This window comes from Butyricimonas sp. Marseille-P3923 (genome assembly GCF_900184685.1).
Classification (GTDB): domain Bacteria; phylum Bacteroidota; class Bacteroidia; order Bacteroidales; family Marinifilaceae; genus Butyricimonas; species Butyricimonas muris.
Window position 1 is genome coordinate 125,500 of the sequence record NZ_FXXL01000004.1, and the last position, 22,672, is coordinate 148,171.

The following is a 22,672-nucleotide window of genomic DNA, read 5'->3' on the forward strand; positions in this document are numbered from 1 at the left end:
CAAGTAATAAAACTCTAAGGGAAATGAAGACTGACCGGACGGTCAGTCTTTTTTATTTAATGTATTCCTTCTTGAACCAATATTCGAAAACAGGATCAAGAAAGAGAAAGCCTTGAGGTGTATTATCCAGAATATCTTTTTGTTGCAGTATCACTTTATTTTTCGTCACGTTCTGTGGCGTTCCCAGTTTGTATTTAGTCATAACCTTTGCCCCTGTAAGCGTTTGTTCATTATTCGCGATAGCGATCAGGATATTGAGCTGTGAAATAGATAAGGCTTCGCATTCTGCAACGTATAGGGGAAGATTGGTATCTACGATTTGTTGGAAAGCTTTGTCTATGATTTCAAGTGTTACCGTTTCTTTTGTAATGCTCCAGACAAAATGAGATAATTGTTGTACATACCACGAGTGAGAACTTACTTTCTCCACGATAATTCCCGCAAGTTCTTCCGTGATGTTTTTGCCCGTGTATTTGAAGGCGCTGACGATAAATGACACCCATTCCTGCTTGTCTATTTTTTCCAGAAACATGATTTGTCCGAACCTGTAAAAAGGTTTTGAGGATGAGTTAAATATCTCTATCATCATGTGGCGTTTACTCCCGTAAAGGCAATAGCTGACATGCTGGTGGTGCTGCCATGTGCTACGCATTTTGCCTTCCAAATGTTCATAGTCTTTTAATCCTGCCAGATTTTGAAATTCGTCTATGCAAACAATAATTTTTATTCCTTTTGCAACGGCAATTTTCTCCGGTAAATTCAAAAGTTCATGTTCATTTTCTTTAATTTGATGAATTTCAAAACCTATTGAAAAATCGGTCATCGGATCTGTCCCGATGGTAATTTTTGGAGAAAGAGCTTTCAAAAATTCTTTCGTATGGGTAATCCAAGTTTCCCAATTATTACTGGTGGCTTTAATTACAGCTTGTGCGAAAGTCTGGTAAAATTCCGCCTCGCTTCTTATCGTGAATACGTCTAAAAAGCATACTTTTACATCGTGGTGCTCTGCCATGAGTTCATGCATGGCTTCTTTGACGAGTGATGATTTGCCCCAACGACGAGGAGAAATCAACATCGTGTTAATACCCGAGTACAAGTTATTTTTGAGTATTTGTTTTTCGTGAACTCTATTCACGAAGGTTGCGCCCATGGCTAATTTCCCGTATTGAAAAGGTGAATCCATATCTTCTTTGTTTTCAACAAATGTATGATTTATTCAAGACATTTCCAATTATTGGTAAAAATATTTTATACCTTTTGGTATAAAATATTTTCTACTAAACGGTATTATACCTTTTGGTATAAAATGAGAATCCCGCGGAGTTCAGAACGGACTCCACGGGATATTTAAGGAAGGTAATCTTGATGTTTCTTGTTAGAATATACCGAATTTGATTCCAGCAAAATAGGTTCTCGGAAGACCGGGACCGTAGATGTAACCGGAATCACGGAACTCACCTTTGTCGAAGTCATTCTGGTAACTGTTGAACACGTTTTGCACGCCACCGTTGATTTGTACCGTGTATCCGCTACCGATTTTGATGTCATAAGCCAGTTTTACGGTACCGTCGAAGAAGGACTTGGTTTTCTTCAGCACGTCTTTCTCGATGTACCCGGCGAAGTGTCCCACGTACATGGGACCCGTGTAGGTTCCCGATAGGGCGGTGGAGAAGTTCTTGAACGGGAGTAAGTTCAGCGTGACATACCCGTATTGATCCGGGGAGCGGAGCAGCTTCCGGCAGGGGGCAACATCGGGGTCATTGCTCCATGCCACGGGAGCGGCGTATTTACTGCTTTGGAAAGTTGCGCCGAATTGTAGTTGAGTGGATTTATGCGGGGCAATTCTTCCCTCTATGTTGATTCCTTTTACTTTGGCATCCGAACCGTTGCGGCGTTCCAGTATTTTATTTTCTTCATCACCGGTGTCGACCTCTTCCAGCACGAAAGGATTTTTCAAGCGGGTGTAGAAGCCTTCCACGAGCAGGTTGATTTGCACGGTTCCCAGCGTGGTGTAGTAATCAACGGATGCACTGTAACTGCGTGATTTTTCTGTCTTCAGGTCTTCCGCGACTTGAATAAGAGTTACTTCTCCGCCCACGGCTGCCACGTGCAGGTCTTCGTCGTAGGTCTGTGGAGCCCGGAATCCTTCCGAGTAACTTGCCCGGAAACTGAGATCGGTGATAGGGTTGTAGCGGATATTCAACCGGGGACTGAATATGGGATCGTCTACATGGCTGTTTTTATCCAGACGCCCGCCCAGCAAGAAGCTGAAACGTGCCGTTTTCCATTCATTTTGCAGGTAGACGCTGTAAACGTTTACTTCTTGATTGATTTCCCGGTTGTAGCCGAGCATTTTGTCATTCAGTTTATTGTGCGAGAATTCTACCCCGGCGGTCAACATGGAGGGCATGAACAGGAACTTGTCGAAGTCATAGGAATATTGTGCCCCGCCCACGACGGTAAAGTCCTTGGTCTGCCCGTAGGCGTTCGTGTCGCGACCGGCACCGTAATAGGATTCCCGTGCGATGTTTTGTAACGAGGTGTAGGCGTTAAAACGGTGTTTGTAATCCTTGGATGAAAGGGTGTAGTTCAGCCCGCCGCCGTGTATGTTGTGGTCTGCTTGCTCTGCCACGTCAGCCTCGTGAGGGGGACGGTGAAGATTGTCGCCTCCCCGGCGAAATTCTTTGATATGGTGGTATTCCATGGATAACTTGCTGAAATGCGTGGGCTTGTAATAGGTACGGAAGCCCAGCGTGGTACTGTTGATCTCCCCTAGCTCGGAGAACCCGTCACCGTCATGGTCATAAGGCTGGCGGTCGCGCACCATCCCGAACAGGTGGATTCCGGTATTCCGTTGCTCGTTGACGATAGCCCCGTTGAAAGAGGTCACGTTGTCGAAACTCTCGCCGTCGATAGCGGAGAGGGTATGTCCTACTTGAAAATAGTTGTGTAACGGTTCTTTGGTGATGATGTTGATTGTCCCGGCGATAGCGTTGGCTCCGAACAATGCTGAGCCGCCACCCCGAAGAACTTCTACTCGGTCGATCATGTTAGCGGGGATTTGTTCCAGACCGTAAACTCCGGCAAGGGAACTGCACATGGGACGACTGTCAATCAGTATTTGAGAGTAAGGCCCGTCCAGCCCGTTGATACGTACTTGTTGGAAACCGCAGTTCTGGCAGTTGTTTTCCACTCGTAGTCCCGGTTGGAAGTTCAATCCTTGCGACAGGCATACCGAGTTGGTGTTTTCGAATATTTTGGGTGACAGGACATTGACGATAACGGGGGCTTCCCGGCGGTCGGTTTCGTTCCGGTTGGCGGTGACCACGGCTCCTTCAAGCATCACGACGTCATCCTCGATGACGAAATTGATCTCTTGCGTTTTGCCTTTCACGATCTCGATTTCTTTTTCTACGGTTTTATAGCCTACTCCTTGCACGCGCAGGGTGTATTTTCCCAAGGGGAGGTTTTTCATGAAATAGTGTCCGCTCTCGTCAGTAGCGGTTCCGATGTTCGTGCCTTTCAGTAATATCGTGAGGAACGGCAGGTGTTCTCCCGTTTCTTTATGGATAATGTGTCCGTTGACATTCGCGTCTGTCGTTTTTTTGACGCTTCCTTTCTCGTCTGCACGACAGAAAAGACCGAGAAGAAGGAATATAATAAGTGTAAGTAAGTTTTTCATAACCAATATTTTTCACGAGCGTGTCCGTATGGTATTGACACGACCTCGCGTCTTGTTTCAAAATAGAAATATCATTAATAGGTGAAAGCCTCGTGAAATAGCAGGGGTATTGCTTTATTACACGAGATTCTTACCGGAACTGTTGTTTCGGCAGAACAAACTATTTACACTGTAAAGGGGGGAGCCCGAAGGGGGCTTAAGGTGAATGTTTGTTTATCAGGTTCTTCCTCCTGTTTATGAATATAGTAATGTATTTTGTGGCTCAGGTGAGGAACACTAACGACAAGGGCAACGCTGACCAGTGTGATGAAATTGCTCAAATGGGCGATTAAGGTAAGCTCTTTTGCCGAGTGGGTGTGATTTGCACCGCCGTCCGAGCCGGTATCACCGTGGAAAAAGTGCGAGTGTACGATTGTTACCCCGTTGACCACGTGATAATGCGAGAAAAACGTGATACTCCCGTAATAGCTCAAAAATAGAGCTAACAAGAATAAATGAATGAATTTATTTACGTTTTTACTACGCATACCTTTTTGCTTTGCTTTGCAAATGTAGATTATTTCTAAATAATAAACATGAATCTCTGTCTTAAAAATATATTAAATTAACGAGTATATAGAGGTGTGTCAAAACACACCTCCAGTCTATAAAGTTCATAAAGTCGAGCCTTCGGCTCCTAAGGTTTATAAAGTATGTGATGCAGTATTGTATTGATATTCAGTGTGATTGTGTGCGTATTTGACCTTGTGGACTTTTTGACTTCATGGACGAGAGGGCGTGTTTTGACACGCCCTCATTATGTGCCGGGGAGAGAGTTATTCTCCCCGGGTGATCGTGATTTTGTTACCCGGTAGGGTTGCCGTGATGGAGTTATCGTACATCGCCGCGCAAGTGACTGCCGGAAGCAGGTAATTACCGGGGTAAGCTGCGTTAAAGCGTAGCTTGAAGGTTTTCGAATCGCCTTGCTGGAGCGAGAAGTAGAGATACACCCGATCGTCGCGGATGTCCGCGTTGTCGGCTCCCTTGAACGGGTTCTCGTTCGTGGTAAGGCGTTCGTTCAGAAATTCGAAGCCGGAGGGGAACATGAAAGTAAGTGCCAGTTCCTCGTATAACCCGATGTTTCCTGTGTTTTGTATCGTGATTTCAGCCACGATGTCTTCGCCTTGGCGATAATCCGTCCGGTTGTTGAGCACGCCGTTACGATAGTAGTTGACGGTCATTTTCAGCCCGGACATTTCGCTTTCGGTGATCACTCCCAATGGGGTTGAGCTATTGATCGTGCGCACGTGGAGTGTGCCGGAAGTGTTATTTTTCAAGGTTACTTCCGAACGGTTGTCTTTGACTGCCAATTCTTTTTGCAGTACGGTCTTCGTGGTTTTGAAGTTCTCTTTTCCGATTTGCACGTCAATGCCGTTGCCGTCCTTGAAGTAGCGTCCCGCGTAGTTGCCGATAGCGCAAAGCCCGAAGGCACTTTCCTGCGTGCTCAGCCATTCGTTGGAAGCAAATTTGCGAGCCATTTTCTGCAACAGTTTGTAGGCGTCGTCTTTCATGTTCATGTCTACCATGCTTTGCATGATAATCGCGTTATCCCGTAGATCGGAGCCGTAACACCTGCCCAGTTGGCGATAGAGTTTGGCTTCTGCCGGAAGGTTGGCTACCAGCGATTGGGCAATTTTGTCGTGTTTGCCGAGGGCATAGGCTCCCGCCAGTTGCCAACGGGCAATCGGGTTGTTGTAATTATCCTCTTTCATCCGGTTCATGGCCGCCATGTTGGGTTTACCTGCCAGTGCCAGCACGTAAAGACGGTAGGATTGTTCCAACTCGGAATAATAATCGTCCCGGCGCCAGCTATTCGCTTGTTTCGACAGGTAATCAAGAGCCGAAGCCTTCATGGATGCCGGGATGCGGTAACCGAGTTTCTCTGCCTGCGTCAGGAAGTCGGTGATATAGGTGGATACCCAGTCGGATACATAGTTGGAGTTCGTCCAGTAGCTGAATCCCCCGTTGCTTAACTGGTAGTTTCTCAGGCGATTGATAACGTCTTTCACGTGCAGTTCCACGGTTACTTTTTGTGCTTCGCTGAGATCCATCAGCCTGTCAAGCATCAGTTGCGGGAATACGGCAGAAGTGATTTGCTCGCCGCACCCGTGCGGGTAACGGATCAGGTATTGGATGCGTTCCTCCAGATTAAGGGGCGGGATAGAAGTGATTTCAAGGAACGAGGTCGGTTCCAGCCCTTCCATCGTGTTGTTGAAGGTGATAGACTCGCCGCTTGCCACTTCGCGGGCATCCACGCGGGTAATTCTCGGGTTCGGAATCCGGATGTCTACATCACAACTGAAATAAGCTTTCTCCGATCCGCTTTGAGCGGTGAAGGTAAGCGTGGATTTACCGGTATTTTCTTTAATCTTCGCTTTCAAGAACACGATCTGTTCACCCGTGCCGGAGAATTTGATTTCTTGGCTTGCCGGGGCGATAACTTCTATCTTGTCGTCCGTCTTGAGGTTCACGGTAACATCTTTGATATTGTCTTTCATGGCAAATACCGTGACCGGAATTTCGATGATGTCGCCCGGTGTGAACAAACGAGGCATGGTGACGTTGAGCATCAGCGGTTTGTTGACTTTCGTGTTACGGGATGCCGAACCGTAGCGACCGTTATCTTCGGCAACCACCATGGTACGGACTTCACCGATATACTCGGGCATGTTGAATGAATGGGTTTTCTTCTCTCCTTTCTTGATGGTGAAAGGACCTTTGAATATCACCACGGGGGTAAAACGGTCGCTCTTGCGGGTTTCTTCCGGGTCGAGGGCTTCGTCACCACCGACGGCAAAGGCTTTTTCCAAGCGTCCGCCAAAGGCTCCTACCACGTCGTCGTAGAAGTCCCATGTTTTCACGCCGAGGGCTTCCCGGGCGTAGAAAGCGGGGAAGGGGTTCGGCGTTTTGAACGAGGTAATGGCTAACAGTCCTTCATCGACAATAGCGATAGAGTAGGTCATCGGTTTGCCGTTGTTTTCACTTACCGTGACGGTGAAATTCTGTGACGGGCGAAGCTCTTCCGGCATGTCGATTTTTGGAGTGAGTCGTAATTCCGGGTCGTCGATGTCAATATTCAAAACCCCGTACAGGCGTATCGGTTTATCGTTGTTCCGGTTTTTATGAGGTTGTATGAGTGACACGTTGACATAGATATTGGGGCACATCTCGCTCGTGGCGGGAATCTCGAAAGAAGTCGTCCCTTCAGTTGTCGGAACCCGGAAAATGTCTTTCACGGTCTTTCCGTTCTCGACGCTCACGAGAGCCACGCTACCTGCCGAGGAGGGGAATGTAATCTTGATTTTTTCTCCGGCACGGTAGGATTTCTTGTCGCTGGTGAGCGTGAGCAGGGTTGCCATGCCGGGGATATTCATGTCGTTGCGCCAAGAACTGATGTAGAACGTGGAACCGGTGGAATGACCGGATTCTTTATCCCGTGCGATCACGTAGTAACGTCCCCACTGGTCGCAGGTCACGTCCACGTTGAATTTGCCGTTCTGGCTCTTGACCGTTTTGTTGAACACGGGGCGACGGTATGAGCGGTTGACGTATGAACCGATATAGTCATTCTCCGAATCCCACCACCAACGCCATTCCAAGGTGTAGACTTCCACCTCGATATCTCTGTTGTTGACAGGTTTGCCCTCGGGGGTAAGTACGGCACCGCTGATAGTCATCGGTTTGCCCGCCTTGTACCAATTATCGTCCGATTCCGGTAGTTTGATACCCACGTATTCCTTGTAGGGGGAGTATTTGAACCCGGAAGTGACGATACTGAAGTCTCCGCCCGGTTCGAACACCCGCATCGTGAGCAGGGCGTTGAGCATACCGGGTGCGTTCTCCGAGGTGATGTTGTTTGCCGACAGGTTAAAGTTTCCGTCAGAGTCCGTCGTGCCGTCGAAGAATGTTTCGGTTGTCGTGTTGAAATAACGGGAACGGTCGTCGAAGTTATACCCGTTGTACCCGGGGAAGGTGGTATTGCCTTTCGAGAGCCGTAGTTCGGTGATAACTTTCAAGTTACTGGTTTTCGCCCCGTGCATCCATCGGGTTTGAACGGGTATCGTGTTTTTCGTCACGCCTTCCCCGAGCACGTTGCCCGGCAAGTTGGCGATGATATTCAAACGATTCGGTTTGATGCTCTCGATACGGACGGTTTTTCTGAAAGAAACACCCCCGACACGTACAACAGCCTGCCAGTATCCGGTCACGGCCTGCTCGTCGGTGCTGAACGTGAAACAATACAAACCGTGTTCATCGCGTCCCGCTTTGCGGGTTTGAGTCACGTTACCGTTCGGGTCATAGAGTTCCGCTATAATGGGATGTCCGACGGGAATCACGTTCTCCTTGTCTTCCAGCATGAAAGAGAGATGAATGTCATTTCCCGGACGCCATACGCCCCGTTCGCCATAGATGAAGCCCTTGAGTCCTTGCTGCACGACTTCACCGCTCACGTCGAAATTACTGAGCGAGAGGGACGAGGCGTCGTTGACTTTCAAATAGGTTTTATCATTGCCCTTGGTCGCCACGATAACGAAAGGTTTGCCGGGAACCCGTAATGTCGCTATTCCAGTCGAATTGGTGACGGTAGAGTCTATTTTTTGGTTCTGGAAGTTATAAAAGAATATCCTGCAATTTTCCACGGGTGCCGCCGTGAGCAAGTCATTCACGGCAACCACGTATTTGCCGTCGGAACCCGCTTTGGCAATGACACCCAGAGATGTTACGATGAGATTCTTTTTCGGGAACCGGTCACTCACGTAATAGTAGGAATTGGAACAGGGATTGTCCCGCTCTTCCCACGAGTAATCGGAGGGATAGCTGTAATAATAGTCGTCATCGTCATAATAGTCATACTCGGAAGACGTTTCATCCCAGTTTTCTTCAGAGATAGCGTCTTGGGCTTCCTTGGCGCAATCGAGGGTAGTGTACGACTTTTGGAATCGGAGTTGTACCCGGTAAATCACGCCTTTTTCCAGTTGGATATGGTCTGCCAGATTGATTGTATAGTCCTGCCACTTGTTGTTGTCTTGTGGTACTCCCGGTTTCTCCAGCGAGATTTTCTTGTCGAGAATGATGCGTCCCACGCGGCGTAGCTGGTAGTCACTGCTATAGTTGTAATTTCCTTCCTGAAGGTAGAAGTTCATATTCTGGTTGAATACTTTTATTACCCGTAATTGCACGGCTTTCAAGGCGACCGCGGAGAAAGGAATAAGCACGTTGCCTTCTGCCGGGGTGAAAGTGCCTTCGCCGATGAATGTCACGGCGGGCTTGGCTGACTGGAAACTCACGTTGAAAGTGGCATCCGATTGGAGTTTTTCGCCCGTGGTATTTTTGATTCCCTTGAATATATTAACTTGAACCACGCCTTGCATCTTGTCCCGTTCGTTGGAATATACCCGGATGATGTTGCCTCGCGTGTTGAAGTTCAAGGTGCCGACCCCGTCGATCGTGATTAGCCCTTGAAAGTCCTGACTGATGTCCACGTTGTCGGACATCGTGATGTCAATCGTGCGGGAATTTTCTTCGCTCGCTTTTACTTCCAGCACGGAGAAGACTTTATTGCCGGGTATTTCAACGATTAGGTCGTTACCGTTCTTTATTTTTTTGTCGAAACTCAATTCAAGGGATTGGCTGTCGTTCGCGCGGGTGATGCCGGCTATCGTGAAATAATGAATATAAGGGGTGTGTTCCCATTCGAGTGTCTGGTTTTGCCCGTTGATTTTTGCTTTCACGAGTTGCTCCACCTCGTTGGGGGTAACGGCGTCCGAGTTGGTGACGGAGGCTCGATACGAGAATTTGTCGTTGTCCTTGGGGTCGACACTGAGGCTACCTTCTTGGAAAGCGTAAACGAGGGGCAGCACTTTCACGTTGAAGCGGAAAGTCGACAGGTCGGACGGCACGTTGCATATTTTGTCCAATGCCAGCGAAATCTCGTAGGTCTGCCCGTTCTTCATTGGAGTCGTCGGGGTAAATTCTATGGTATTACCGTCCCGGATAGTGACACTTCCCTCCACTTTCGGGCTGATTTTCATTAATTTTTCCGGTTGCACGAGAACGTCGTCGCCTGTTTTCATCGCTTTTCCTTCCAACCGGATGTAGATAGGGTCGGTGGATTTTATCATTCCTTGCGTGAAGCCTGAAATGTATTTGCTGTACTCCAGTTTACTTTGTTCCTTCGTTTTCTCTTTACACGAGAAGAAATTGATTGTCAGGAGCAAAATAGAAATGAGAAAAATAACCTTTTTCATGTTTACCAAATATTTGAATCTTATGTATTGTATTTACAAATATAGCACAAAAAAAGCGGTGTTGTTCATTTTTAATTCATATTTTTGCGAACAAGTAAAACAAGGCAAATAAAGAAAAAAATATATGAGAATAGCTGTTGTTGGAACCGGTTACGTGGGACTTGTGTCCGGGACATGTTTGGCAGAAACAGGAGTGACTGTTACTTGCGTCGATGTGAATAGTACGAAAATTGATTTATTGAACGACGGGGGTATGCCGATATACGAGCCGGGACTGGCGGAGTTAGTCGTCCGGAACCGGGAAGACGGGCGTCTTTTTTTCACCACTTCATTACGGGAGGGGTTGAAGGATGCGGATGCCGTGTTTATTGCCGTGGGTACGCCGCCCGACGAGGACGGGAGTGCCGATTTGCATTACGTGTTGGATGTTGCCCGGGAGGTAGGGGAGATTATCAACGATTATATCGTGGTGGTGACTAAATCTACCGTGCCTGTCGGAACGAATTATAAAGTGAAAGCCACGATTAAGGCGGCTTTGGAGAAACGGGGGGCGGATATCCCGTTTGATGTGGCTTCCAATCCCGAGTTCCTGAAAGAGGGGGACGCCGTGAATGACTTCATTTCCCCGGATAGGGTAGTGATAGGGGTGGAAAGCGATAGAGCCAAACACGTTATGGAGCGTTTGTATCACGCCTTCATATTGAACAATACGCCTATTCTTTTTATGGATATTCTGTCGGCGGAGATGACGAAATATGCAGCCAATTCGATGTTGGCAACCCGTATTTCTTTTATGAATGATATCGCTAACCTGTGCGAAATCGTGGGTGCGGACGTGGAGTCCGTGAAGAAAGGAATCGGCAGCGATACCCGTATCGGGAAGAAATTCCTGAATGCCGGTTGCGGTTACGGAGGTTCTTGTTTCCCGAAAGACGTGAAGGCGTTGATTCGCACGGGTGACGACCACGGGCATAGTCTTGAATTATTGAAGGCCGTGGAACGTGTGAACGAGAACCAGAAGAGCGTGTTGTTCCGGAAAATAACCTTGCGTTTTGGAAAAGAGCTGAAGGGAAGACGTTTCGCCATGTGGGGACTCGCTTTTAAACCCGGAACGGATGATATGCGGGAAGCTCCCTCGCTGGTGTTGATAGAGAAATTGCTGGAAGCGGGTGCAGTGGTACGTGCCTTCGATCCTGTTGCGGTCGAAGAGTGCAAGCGGCGGATTGGCAACCGGATAGAGTATGCAGATAATATGTACGATGCCTTGGAGGGTGCTGACGCCTTGATTGTCGTGACGGAATGGGCAGAATTCAAGATACCGAAGTTTACCTTTATCGAGAAAGCCTTGAAACACAAGATTATCTTTGACGGAAGAAACATCTACAACCCGGAACAGATGCAGGAATTTGGGTATGAGTATTACGGGATTGGAAGAAAAACGAAGTAATTTACGATTTATGATTTTGGATTTATGATTGCGTGCTAGTTGTTCGTGTTTTAAATCTTAAATCATAAATCTTAAATCATAAATTGAAAAGATGGATAAATATCGAATATTGTTTATCGTGAACCCGATTTCGGGATTTGGCTTGGGGTGGGAGATTCCATACCGTATCCGGCATATTGCCGCCTACAAGCATATCGAGTATAATATTCGATTCACGGAGTATGCCGGGCACGCGAAAGAGATCGTGGAGCAGGCGAAAAGTCAGAATTATACGCATATCGTGGCAGCAGGCGGGGACGGAACGGTGAACGAGATCGGTACGGCACTCATGGGGACGGGCATCGCTTTCGGGGTAATTTCCCTTGGAAGCGGTAACGGGTTTGCCCGCCACTTGGGTTTCTCCCAGATGATGACAAAAGCGCTGAAACAGATATTGAAGAGCGAAACGACGAATATAGACGTGATTGAAATTAACGGGCTCTACTCTTTGAACGTGAGCGGCTTCGGGTTTGATGCCGAGGTGGCTCATTTCTTCAGTACCATGAAAATAAGGGGAATATTCTCGTATATTTATTCAATCGTGCGGATGTGGTTCCGCTATCCCGGTAAACGTTATCGTTTTCACGTGAACGGCAAGACGTGGGAGGAGGAGTGCTTCGTGTTGAGCGTGGCGAATAGTTCGCAGTACGGCAATAACGCTTCTATCGCCCCGAAGGCTTCCTTGCGTGACGGGTTGGTGGATATATGTATATTGAAGCGTCCCAAGTATTACCAGATTCCCCGTTTCCTGTACTGTTTCATGAATTCAAAGATTGCCCGCTTGCCTTATTTCAGCGAGATTCAATGCACGGACGCGTTTATCGAAGGGGATTTGGCAAAAGCCCATATTGACGGAGATCCTTACACGTTGGAGCCGCCCGTTACCGTGAAAGTCCACCCGGGAGTGTTGAAAGTAATCGCCCCGAAATTGTCCCATAAAAAGGATGGCGGAAAGGTCTGATGGAGTTGCCTGCAACTCGCCGCAGGCGAACTATTGTTCGCTCGCGGTTAACATGATTTGCCGGTCAATCAGTTCATCCAATGAAATAAAAGTTTCCGTTTTGGCTATGCCCGGGATGTTTTGAAGGGTGTTGATTAAAATATCCATCAGGTGCTGGTGGTCATTGCATCTTAATTTCAACAGGAAGGTGAATCCTCCCGTGATGAAGTGGCATTCCATGACTTCCGGGATACTTTCTATTTCTTTCACGACGGTTTTGTACGTGTGGGCGTGATCGAGGACTACCCCGATGAAAGCGCACACACCAAACCCGAGGGCATCGGGTTTCACTATAAAACGTGAGCCTTCAATAATCCCCGCGTCTTCCATTTTTTTCACCCGCTGGTGTATCGCTGCCCCGGATATACCGCACTCCCGTGCTATCTCGAGAAAAGGAACCCTTGCATTCTCCGCCAAGTGGGACAAGATTTTCCGATCTATATCGTCTATTTGATATTTTACGCTCATGTTTTTTTATTTTACCTGTTAAAACTCAACACGCTGTACAGCTGTTTTCTTTGCTTGTAATATTGCCACCCCTCCTCGTTCGTGATCGTGCGGATCACGCCATCGATCAGGTTATTGAAAATCGTTCCGAAGTCAAATACTTCCGGGGGATATATCTCCCGGTTGTGAATGTCGTTGAGTTTGGCGATATACATGCGAGCGACCATTTCGCTGGATACATCATCTTTGTACATTCCCTGTTGCATCCCCTTCTCTATATTTATTTTTATCTTCTCGTAAATAAAATCGGAACGCCGTTGTTTATGGCTTTCAAAAATACCCGGGAATGTCTCGGCCAACTTGAACGAAACGGACGGTGACACGTTAAAGAAACGATCGTGAATTTCATTTCCTACCAGTAATAAAATATCTATTGCGTTCCAACCGTCAAAATCGTATTCTTCAAATATCTTCTCGAACGCTACGCGTTCCTGTTCGAAAATGCTGTTAGCTATATCCTCCATTCCCGAGAAGTTCTCGTTGATCTCTTCCAGGGAAGTTCCCATTTCTTTTAGTTTATCGTCCGAGAGTTCCGTTCCGTGACGATAAACGTAATTCCTCAATTTGTCCGTTAATAGACACTTCTTCTCAGTCATAATGGATGTGGTTGTTTATAGTTTCTTGGCGTAAAGATACGAAACAATTAAGAATTGAAAGAATTTTAGGTTGTAAATTATCATATTCTGATTATTTTTGCACGAATACTGAGAATCTGAAACTTCTGAATATTATGAGAATATTAGTCGTGAGAAAATTGATTTTGCTCGGTTTAGCGTTTCTAGCCGTGCAAAACGTGTTTGCCGAGGGAAATAAACCGAAATTGGTCGTGGGAATCGTGGTAAGCCATTTTTACCCGGAATGGTTGGATATGTACGGTGACAAGTTGTCCGAAAACGGGTTGAAACGATTGGTACAACAGGGCTTGCGGGTGAATGCCAATTACAATTACATGTACACGCAGACGGGGGTGGACCATGCTTCGATATACACGGGGATGCTCCCCGCGGAACACGGTATCGTGTCGAGAGCGTGGTATGATCGTTTGCGCCGGAAACGGCAGTTTGCAACAAATTCAGATCGTTACACGGAAATAGGTGAGCAACAAGCGGATAGTATCAAAAGTCTGGCACCGGATTATTTGCAGACGATGAGTCTGGGAAGCGCGATGAAGATGAATAATCCGATGTCCCGGGTGTACAGTGTGGCTATGAATGGCGATGAAGCCGTGTTGAGCGGCGGGTCTAGTGCGGATATGGCTATCTGGTTTAGCGAGAAGACCGGGAAGTGGGTATCGTCTACTTATTATCAACCGGTGTTACCCGATTGGTTAAGGGCTTATAACACGTGGGTGGAGAGCGACCATTTCGTGAACAAGGGATGGATGATGCTTTCCGATGAGGATAAATCGGCGGCACGTATCCGGTTGCGCAATCATTTCTATTACGATATAGCCCGGGCGAAAAGGGAATACAATACTTACCGGGTATTGAAGGCCACCCCTTACGGGAATACTCTTGTGCGAGTCTTGGCGGAAAAGTTGATTGACGCGGAACGTTTGGGGGAGGATAACGATCCCGATCTTCTGGCGGTGAATTTCTCCTGTCTGGATTACATGTATCGTGATTTTGCCATTGATTCGGAGGAAGAGAAAGATATGTTGATTCGTTTGGATATGGATGTTGCCGAACTGTTGAGAAAGTTGGATGCCAAGGTCGGGAAAGGAAACTACATGGTATTCATGACTTTTTCGGAAATGCGGGAATTGATGCCGGAGGATTTGCGGAAGATAAAAGTCAATTCCGATTATTTCAGTATTTTCCGGGCGGTGGCGTTACTGAAATCTTATCTGGCATTAATATACGGTCCCGGTGATTGGATAGCCGATTACGATCAGGGACAAATTTACTTGAACCGGGGGCTGATAGAAGAACGAAAGCTGGAAGTGAAGGAGGTACAGGACAAGGTGGCCGATTTCATGATCGAGTTCGAGGGCGTGGCGAAAGTGATGACCGCTTATTCATTGATTCATACCTCTTTCCCCGATGGTATGAACCGGTTGGTGCAAAATTCATTCTCGCACAAACGTAGCGGTGACGTGCTTTTCTGTATTCACCCGACGTGGGTTTCCGAGTTGAAGGAAATGGAGGATACTTATTCCCGTCACAGCAAACGTTCTATCGTGCCGCTATACCTGTACGGGGCGGGCGTGAAACCGGGGATAAAAGAAGATGCCATGATGTCCGATCTTTTACCCACGCTGTGTAAAATATTGGGCATACGTACCCCGTACACGGCGCACGGGAAATCGATGCAGTGAAGGAAGTTTATAAAGTTTGTAAAGTTATAAGGTTCATAAAGTTTTTAGTCCCCGCTGGTGCTTGGTTACCTTATGAACTTTATAAACTTTATGAACCTTATAAACTAGAATATTGTATTTTCTTGATGCGGCGGTTGTCAACTTCAAGGACTTTGAATTGATGTTCCTTGTAAGTGATTATTTCATTTTTTTGAGGTAATTCGCCTTTCAATTCAAGAATCAATCCGGCGAGCGTGTCCGCATCGCCTTCCACTTCCCGGAACGTGTCTTCATCAATATCCGTGATTTTGTAGAAGTCGTTCAAGAGGGTCGAAGCCTCGAACACGTAAGCCCCGTTTTTGTCCCGGGTATAGGCAATCTCTTGCTCGTCGTACTCGTCGTTGATATCGCCGACAATCTCTTCGATGATGTCTTCCATGGAAACAATACCGGAAGTACCGCCGTATTCATCCACGACGATAGCCAGATGGACTTTCTTTACTTGGAATTCTTCCAGCAAATCGTTGATTTTTTTGGTTTCGGGCACGAAGTATGCCGGACGTATCAACGTCTGCCATTTGAACTCGTCGGTTTCATCCAAGTGTTGCAATAAATCTTTGACGTAGAGGATACCGATGATATTATCCAGATTTTCCTCGTAAACAGGCATACGGGAGTAGCCGTGTTCCGATATGATTTCTTTCACTTGCCTGTATGTGGATTGCGAGTCGATGGCAATCACGTTGATGCGGGGACAGATGATATCTATCGCGTCAATATTGCCGAAACGGACAATTCCCTCGAGAATGTCCTTTTCCTCATTGATTGAAGTATCTTGTGTTAACTCGAGAGCCTTGGAAAGCTGGTCGATAGAGATTCCGTCTTTTTTATCCATGCGTTTCCGGATAATAGAGGTCGAACCTATCAACAAGGTGGATAGGGGACGGAACACGTGGGACAGGAATGTCAGCGGGCCTGCCATGAAAATGACCATGTTGAGGTGCGAACGGTTGGCGTATAGTTTCGGGATGATTTCCCCGACCAGCAAAATCACGAAGGTGACCACGATGACTTGAATGACGAAACCAAGTACCGGGTATGCCGAGAAGTCAAACAAGGAATTGACCAGATAGGTGGAAATCACCACGATAGCTACGTTGACGAAATTGTTGGATATTAATATCGTCGCGAGCAGTCTGTCCGCTTTCTCGTGCAATTTGAGTGCTTTGTGGTAGCCCTTGTCTTCCAGATATTTTAATTGCGAGGGGGAGAGCGAAAAGAACGCCACTTCCGACCCGGAAACCAGCGCGGAGCACAATAATAAGAACAATAATAAGATGCAAAAAACTAAATCAATAAGGGTGAAGGCACCCGTGAAAACCTGTCCCGCGAGGGGAATATAATCTGCGTCCAAAATTAGAATAATTGGTTAAACTTAAATCGCCGAAAGAATAGGCGTAAAAACTAAAACGGTAGATCGTCACTATCGTCACTTCCCGCGCTCAAATCCGGTGCCGGTGGCATGGGGGTGTCTTGCGAACGGTCGTTGCCGTCTTGCTTGCGAGATAACATCTGGAAGTTGTCACCGTAGATTTCCGTCGTGTAACGCTTCACGCCGTTCTGGTCGTCCCATGAACGGGTTCTGATGCGTCCCTCGATGTATAGCATCATGCCTTTTTTCACGTATTGTTCCGCGGTTTGGGCAAGTCTACGCCAAAGAACGATATTGTGCCATTCGGTTTGCGTCACGCGTTCCCCGTTTTTGTTATTGTACACCTCCGATGTGGCAAGGCTGAAACGAGCCACGGCGACACCTCCGTCAAGGTATCTTACTTCGGGATCTCCCCCGACATTTCCGATTAGAATGACTTTGTTTACCATATATCAATAAGTATGGGTTAAAATTCGTCACAAATTACGGAATATTTTCGGAGAAACAAAAATATATTTTGTAAATTATCTCTTGTGTCTTGCTTGCCCCTTTGTTAATGCTTGCATTACCGATGCTCGCCACCATGGACGTAGCATCTTCGAAGCATGGACGTAGCATGAACGTAAATCACCGTTGATGGTGTGTTTATGATTTAATTCTACTGTGTTTATGGAGGTGGGGAAAGGCTAAGTGGGGGTAGGGAAACGGTTCGAGAAAGGAATATCGTAATAAAAAGGTAAGGTTGATTTTTACCTTACCTTTTTCAAATTCGGTTGTATCTATTTTTCCAGATTCAACCCTATTTCCAGTTTCGTGGTTTTTTGCAAAACGGAGGGGATGCCTTGAAGCAATCCTTTGATCATTCCGCCCATGTTTCCCATCGTGGCGGGATCAACGTTATTGAGTCCGGCGAGAATGAGGGGGAATATTTTTTCAATGAAAGGTTTGTCGATAAATAATTTCGCCGTGTTGCCTTCCAGCTTGTAGTTTACCGGGATGCCGTTCTTTACCATTTCAACGGCCTCGTTCAGCGTGGCGTTGTTTCTCAAGCTGTCTGCCGGCAAGGAAGCCAGAAGATTGTCAACATTCGGGAAAAAGAGGATTTGATCGTCTTTTACCTTGTATGTAACCATTCCCGGTTTGGATTTTTCCCATTGGGGTTCTGTTCCCTCTTGGTTTGGAACCGCATAGGTCACAACAACATTACCGTCTTTCTGGAACGTGATGTCTTTTAATTGTTGAGCCAGCTTGCTGCTTCCCATGGGAACGACCATCGTGGGGATGCCTGTAACTTTGAAGAAGCCCAGCACGGCATCGTTGGATGCTTCCCATGTCATGAATAGAGGTCCGGACACGAACTTCGGTTTCCCTCCCGGGACTTCTTCCGTTTTGATTTGACTAAGTTTCCATGTTCTGACAATCCCGTCGTTGCAGGAAGAGAATAAATGTAATGCACAAAGCATCATGAACACGCATACAATAGATTTTCTCATACTTCTTTTAATTAAATTGTAAATTATACTATAAAAACGACGAGTTAGCTGTTATCGGGTACAAATATAGGAAAAAAGATGAGAAAATTGTTTTATTACGGGTACGATTATAGGGTTTATCCTTTGCTTGAATAACATAGACATCAAAAAATATTGACAAAAATGGCGAAGTTTGTTTCATTGTTTGTGGAAAAGATATATATTTGCAGACTGAAATCTAGGATAAATGAAATATATTATTGAATATTAAATACTTAAAGAAAATGACAAAGGCGGACATTGTGAATGAAATTTCCAGAACCACTGGTATTGAAAAAGTTGCAGTACAAACGACTGTTGAAGCTTTCATGGAAGCGATTAAAGGTTCTGTAATTGATGGAAAGAATGTGTATTTAAGAGGTTTTGGTAGCTTCGTCGTGAAGCAGAGAGCAGAGAAAACCGCTCGTAACATTTCCAAAAATGTAACAATCAAGATCCCGGCTCACAATATACCTTCGTTCAAGCCTTCGAAGAGTTTCGTGAATCAGGTTAAAGATCAAGTAAAATAAAGAAAGGAGTGAAATTATGCCAAGCGGAAAAAAGAGAAAAAGACATAAGATGGCCACTCACAAACGGAAGAAGAGACTTAGAAAGAATAGACATAAGAAGAAATAGTCATCGTTTGTGAGTAGAAAATATAAACCTAAGGGCTACAGTGCCTTTAGGTTTATTTTGATTAATAGATTAATTATCGGGTAGTGAATACTGAGTTAGTCATAGATGTAAAAGCGGAAGAAATTGTGATCGCTTTGTTAAAAGACAAGCGATTGGTAGAGTTGACGACGGAGAAGACTAGCGTAAAGTTTGCAGTAGGGGATATCTACTACGGGAAAGTCAAGAAGATTATGCCCGGGTTGAATGCTGCTTTCGTTAATGTGGGCTACGAGAAAGACGCCTTTTTACATTACCTTGATCTCAGTCCCCAGTTTTATTCTTTAGACAGTTATATCAAACAGTGTATCGCTCGGAAAGGGATGCCTGTCGCTAAATTGAAGCTGGAGCCGGAAATCAACAAGAATGGGAAAATCGGGGAAGTGCTTTCCGTGGGACAATACGTTGCCGTGCAGGTGGCGAAAGAACCTATATCTACGAAAGGACCGCGTTTGACGTCTGAGTTAAGTATCGCCGGTCGTCACCTTGTGTTGATGCCTTTTTCTGAAAAGGTATCGGTGTCACAAAAAATTAAGTCGGTCGAGGAACGGAAGCGTTTGAAGCGACTGATTGAAAGTATACGCCCCAAGAATTACGGGGTGATCGTCAGAACTGTCGCCGAGGGGAAGAATGCGGAGTTGTTTGACAGTGAATTAACAGAGCTTGTGGAGCGTTTTGAAATGGCTTTCAAGCATATTCGGGATATCGAACCTCCCAAATTGATACTGGGGGAGATAGACCGGACCAGTGTCATTCTCCGGGATATTTTGAATCCCTCGTTCGAGAATATATATGTCAATGATTTAGCCGTGAGTAAAGAAATTAAACGCTATATCAGTACAATAGCCCCGGAGAAAGAAGATATCGTGAAATATATATCTACCGATGTGCCGATTTTCGACCATTTTGGGGTAGATAAACAGATCAAGTCTTCGCTGGGACGTACCGTTTCGTTCAAGAACGGTGCTTATCTTATTATCGAGCATACCGAGGCTTTCCACGTGATCGACGTGAACAGCGGGAACCGCGTGAAGCTGGGAGATGATCAGGAATCCAACGCGTTGGAAGTGAATTTGGCTGCTGCCGACGAGGTTGCCCGCCAATTGCAACTGCGTGACATGGGAGGGATTATCGTGATCGACTTTATAGATATGCAGAGTGCGGAGAACCGCCAAAAATTGTTCGAGAAAATGCGCTCGGCGATGGAACTCGACCGTGCTAAACACACCATACTTCCTTTAAGTAAATTCGGATTGATGCAGATCACCCGCCAGCGGGTGCGTCCGGAAATGACCGTGACGACGACGGAAACTTGCCCCGTTTGTCACGGGAGCGGGAAAGCGGATGCCGCTATTCTGGTGATCGACAAGATTGAAGACCAACTGGAATACCTCGTGGAAGAGAAGAAAATTAAATATCTGGTGTTGAAGGTACATCCGTTTATCGAGGCGTATCTTAAAAAAGGTTTCTGGTCACTACGCAGGAAGTGGGCTTTTAAGCATCGTATACATTTGAAAGTGGTCGGGGTGCCTTCTTTTTATATTTACGAGTATAAGTTTTTTAATCGTTTTAATAGAGAAATAGAATCAGAATAGGTAGTTTTACTTACAATTTTGTTTTCTCGTATTAAATCGATGTTAAAATAGTACCATGGATTTGCGCTACTGCAAATTAATGGTACTTTTGTGTCCGCTGTGTGATAATGCATACGATTTCGAGAAGCATGCAATTTGATGTTTTATTAAATAATTTTTTATGAAAAAAAGACTATTGACGTTGATCTTTACGTTGTTCATGGGTGCCTTCTCGGCTTTTGCCCAGATCTCCGACCCGACCAGTTGGACGTTCTCGCAGGAGAAAACCGGGGATAACGAGTACACTTTGACCTTTAAAGCAACAATCCAACCCGGGTGGACGGTTTATTCAATCAATACCCCGGAAGGAGGACCGATGCCAACATCAATCTCGATCGAGGAAGTTGGTAAAGGTGTAGAATTGGTTGGGGCTCCGGTAGAGAGTGAACCGCACAAAAAACACGATGATGTCTTTAAGGTAGATGTGCTGTATTTCGCGGACACGTATACCGTAAAGCAAAAGATCAAGGTTACCGATCCGGGAGTAACTGCCGTGACCGGTAGTGTTGAATTTCAGGCTTGCCAAGAGGGTGCTTGCGTGCCGGGTTCAAAAGATTTTACCATTAAGTTAGAGGACAAAGGTGGTGCTAAAGCTACTGTTGCTGAGGCTTCCGCGGAGAAGGATGCAGAGCAGGACGATAACCTGTGGATATTCTTCTGGGTAGCATTCGGTAGTGGTTTGCTTGCTGTCGTGATGCCTTGCGTGTTCCCGATGATCCCGATGACGGTATCATTCTTTATGCACGGGGATGCCAATAAGGCTAAGGCAAAAGCTAAAGCTATATTCTTCGCTTTATCCATCGTCGGTATTTACACGGCGTTGGGATTGATTATCTCTTTCCTGTTAGGACCGGGATTTATCAACTGGTTGAGCACGAACTGGCTGCCTAATATTTGCTTCTTTATCATATTCATGGTTTTTGCCGCTTCCTTCTTCGGGGCGTTCGAAATCGTGTTGCCGGCTTGGTTGGTGAACAAATCAGATAAACAAGCGGATAAGGGCGGATATGTAGGTGCTTTCTTCATGGCATTCACGCTGGTACTGGTATCATTCTCTTGTACCGCACCGATCGTGGGAACCGTGTTGGTTGAGGCCGCTCGCGGATCCGTGTTACGTCCGATTATCGGTATGTTAGGATTCTCTATCGCCGTGGCTTTGCCTTTCGGGTTCTTCTCGTTCTTCCCCTCGAAATTGAGCAATCTTCCGAAGTCCGGAGGTTGGTTGAACGCCGTGAAAGTGGTATTAGGATTTATAGAGATCGCTTTAGGTCTTAAATTCTTGATGGTAGCCGACCAGACTTATCACTGGGGATTGTTAGACCGTGAGGTTTACATCGCTATCTGGGTAGCTGTATTCACTTTGCAGGCATTGTACTTGATGGGTAAAATCAAATTCGCTCACGATAGTGAATTAACTCATATAGGTGTTCCTCGTTTGGTGATGATTATTATCACGATGTCATTCGTGATCTATTTGATACCGGGTATGTTCGGTGCGCCGTTAAAAGCTCTTGCCGGATACTTCCCGCCACAAGAAACGATAGACTTCGATATTAACCGTATCGTTCGCGATAACGCCAAGGAGATCATGAAAAGTGGTGTCCGGGTGGGGAATCAATCTTCCAACGGTGTTTCCGATGAGCCGGTGAAATATTCCGACTTCTTGCACTTGCCTCATGGATTGGATGGATATTTCGATTACAATCAGGCTCTGAAAGCCGCACAGGCGCAAGATAAGCCCTTGTTTATCGATTTCACGGGTCACGGTTGCGTGAATTGCCGAGAGATGGAGCAGAGTGTATGGTCTGATCCTCGCGTGATGGAGATGTTGAAAAACGACTATGTTGTTGTGGCTCTCTACGTGGACGATAAGACCAAATTACCGGCAGAGGAAGTATATGTTTCCGACTATGATGGTAAGAAGAAAAACACGCTTGGAAAGAAAAACACTGATTTCCAGATCAAAATGTTTGAATCCAACGCTCAACCGAACTATATATTGCTGGATAGCCGTCATGGAAGTGACAAAGAGCTGAAACCACATGTATTGCAACCTGCCAGAGGTCATAATAAAGACCGGGATGCATTCGTGAAGTTTTTGCAAGACGGTTTGAAAGAGTATAAAGCTCGTGCCAACAAATAAGATTTGATTAATAATAAGAGAG

15 protein-coding genes are annotated in these 22,672 nt (G+C 46.2%); 6 read left to right on the forward strand and 9 right to left on the reverse strand.

All coding sequences use genetic code 11. The features are described from left to right. Window positions 1-52: 52 nt before the first annotated feature. The 4 genes from CS948_RS02280 to CS948_RS02295 all read right to left on the reverse strand — a co-directional run bounded on the left by CS948_RS02280 (window position 53) and on the right by CS948_RS02295 (window position 9,969). Window positions 53-1,183: an ATP-binding protein gene (locus CS948_RS02280; RefSeq protein ID WP_099290138.1), complete on the reverse strand. Its 1,131-nt coding sequence runs from the start codon at window positions 1,181-1,183 to the stop codon at window positions 53-55. Window positions 1,184-1,375: 192 nt separating this feature from the next. After that, window positions 1,376-3,682: a TonB-dependent receptor gene (locus tag CS948_RS02285; RefSeq protein ID WP_099290139.1), complete on the reverse strand. Its 2,307-nt coding sequence runs from the start codon at window positions 3,680-3,682 to the stop codon at window positions 1,376-1,378. A 164-nt stretch (window positions 3,683-3,846) separates the two neighbouring features. Next, window positions 3,847-4,209 (reverse strand): hypothetical protein, encoded by a 363-nt coding sequence (locus CS948_RS02290; RefSeq protein ID WP_099290140.1) that lies wholly within the window; start codon window positions 4,207-4,209, stop codon window positions 3,847-3,849. 288 nt (window positions 4,210-4,497) lie between these two features. Continuing rightward, window positions 4,498-9,969, reverse strand: coding sequence for an alpha-2-macroglobulin (locus CS948_RS02295; protein ID WP_099290141.1), 5,472 nt, complete (start codon window positions 9,967-9,969; stop codon window positions 4,498-4,500). A gap of 124 nt (window positions 9,970-10,093) precedes the next feature. Here CS948_RS02295 and CS948_RS02300 point away from each other — a divergent pair, with 124 nt between their 5' ends. After that, window positions 10,094-11,416, forward strand: coding sequence for a UDP-glucose/GDP-mannose dehydrogenase family protein (locus CS948_RS02300; protein ID WP_099290142.1), 1,323 nt, complete (start codon window positions 10,094-10,096; stop codon window positions 11,414-11,416). Window positions 11,417-11,507: 91 nt separating this feature from the next. After that, on the forward strand, window positions 11,508-12,416 hold the full coding sequence (locus CS948_RS02305; RefSeq protein WP_099290143.1) for a diacylglycerol kinase family protein: 909 nt from the start codon (window positions 11,508-11,510) through the stop codon (window positions 12,414-12,416). 30 nt (window positions 12,417-12,446) lie between these two features. On the opposite strand, the gene CS948_RS02310 is transcribed toward CS948_RS02305, so the two are convergent. Together CS948_RS02310 and CS948_RS02315 are read right to left on the reverse strand one after the other, a co-directional pair. Then, entirely contained in the window at window positions 12,447-12,923 is a 477-nt protein-coding gene (locus CS948_RS02310) for an Lrp/AsnC family transcriptional regulator (RefSeq protein ID WP_099290144.1), read from the reverse strand. Window positions 12,924-12,934: 11 nt separating this feature from the next. Beyond that, window positions 12,935-13,558, reverse strand: coding sequence for a hypothetical protein (locus CS948_RS02315; protein WP_099290145.1), 624 nt, complete (start codon window positions 13,556-13,558; stop codon window positions 12,935-12,937). A gap of 134 nt (window positions 13,559-13,692) precedes the next feature. On the opposite strand from CS948_RS02315, the gene CS948_RS02320 reads away from it, so the two are divergent. Then, on the forward strand, window positions 13,693-15,279 hold the full coding sequence (locus CS948_RS02320; protein WP_099290146.1) for an alkaline phosphatase family protein: 1,587 nt from the start codon (window positions 13,693-13,695) through the stop codon (window positions 15,277-15,279). A 97-nt stretch (window positions 15,280-15,376) separates the two neighbouring features. On the opposite strand, the gene gldE is transcribed toward CS948_RS02320, so the two are convergent. The 3 genes from gldE to CS948_RS02335 all read right to left on the reverse strand — a co-directional run bounded on the left by gldE (window position 15,377) and on the right by CS948_RS02335 (window position 18,183). After that, window positions 15,377-16,672 carry a gliding motility-associated protein GldE gene (gene gldE / locus CS948_RS02325; RefSeq protein WP_099290147.1) on the reverse strand — a complete coding sequence of 432 codons (1,296 nt, stop codon included), beginning with the start codon at window positions 16,670-16,672 and terminating at the stop codon, window positions 15,377-15,379. 50 nt (window positions 16,673-16,722) lie between these two features. Next, on the reverse strand, window positions 16,723-17,139 hold the full coding sequence (locus tag CS948_RS02330; protein ID WP_099290148.1) for a single-stranded DNA-binding protein: 417 nt from the start codon (window positions 17,137-17,139) through the stop codon (window positions 16,723-16,725). Between the two features lie 330 nt (window positions 17,140-17,469). Continuing rightward, window positions 17,470-18,183, reverse strand: coding sequence for a hypothetical protein (locus CS948_RS02335; RefSeq protein ID WP_141560863.1), 714 nt, complete (start codon window positions 18,181-18,183; stop codon window positions 17,470-17,472). Between the two features lie 239 nt (window positions 18,184-18,422). Between CS948_RS02335 and CS948_RS02340 the strand changes: the two genes are divergently transcribed. From CS948_RS02340 to CS948_RS02350, 3 genes are all read left to right on the forward strand, one after another. Further along, on the forward strand, window positions 18,423-18,731 hold the full coding sequence (locus CS948_RS02340; RefSeq protein ID WP_176554875.1) for an HU family DNA-binding protein: 309 nt from the start codon (window positions 18,423-18,425) through the stop codon (window positions 18,729-18,731). Between the two features lie 189 nt (window positions 18,732-18,920). Then, window positions 18,921-20,468: an Rne/Rng family ribonuclease gene (locus CS948_RS02345; protein WP_099290151.1), complete on the forward strand. Its 1,548-nt coding sequence runs from the start codon at window positions 18,921-18,923 to the stop codon at window positions 20,466-20,468. Between the two features lie 160 nt (window positions 20,469-20,628). Continuing rightward, complete coding sequence (locus CS948_RS02350) at window positions 20,629-22,650, forward strand: thioredoxin family protein (protein WP_099290152.1); 2,022 nt, start codon at window positions 20,629-20,631, stop codon at window positions 22,648-22,650. Window positions 22,651-22,672: the final 22 nt, after the last annotated feature.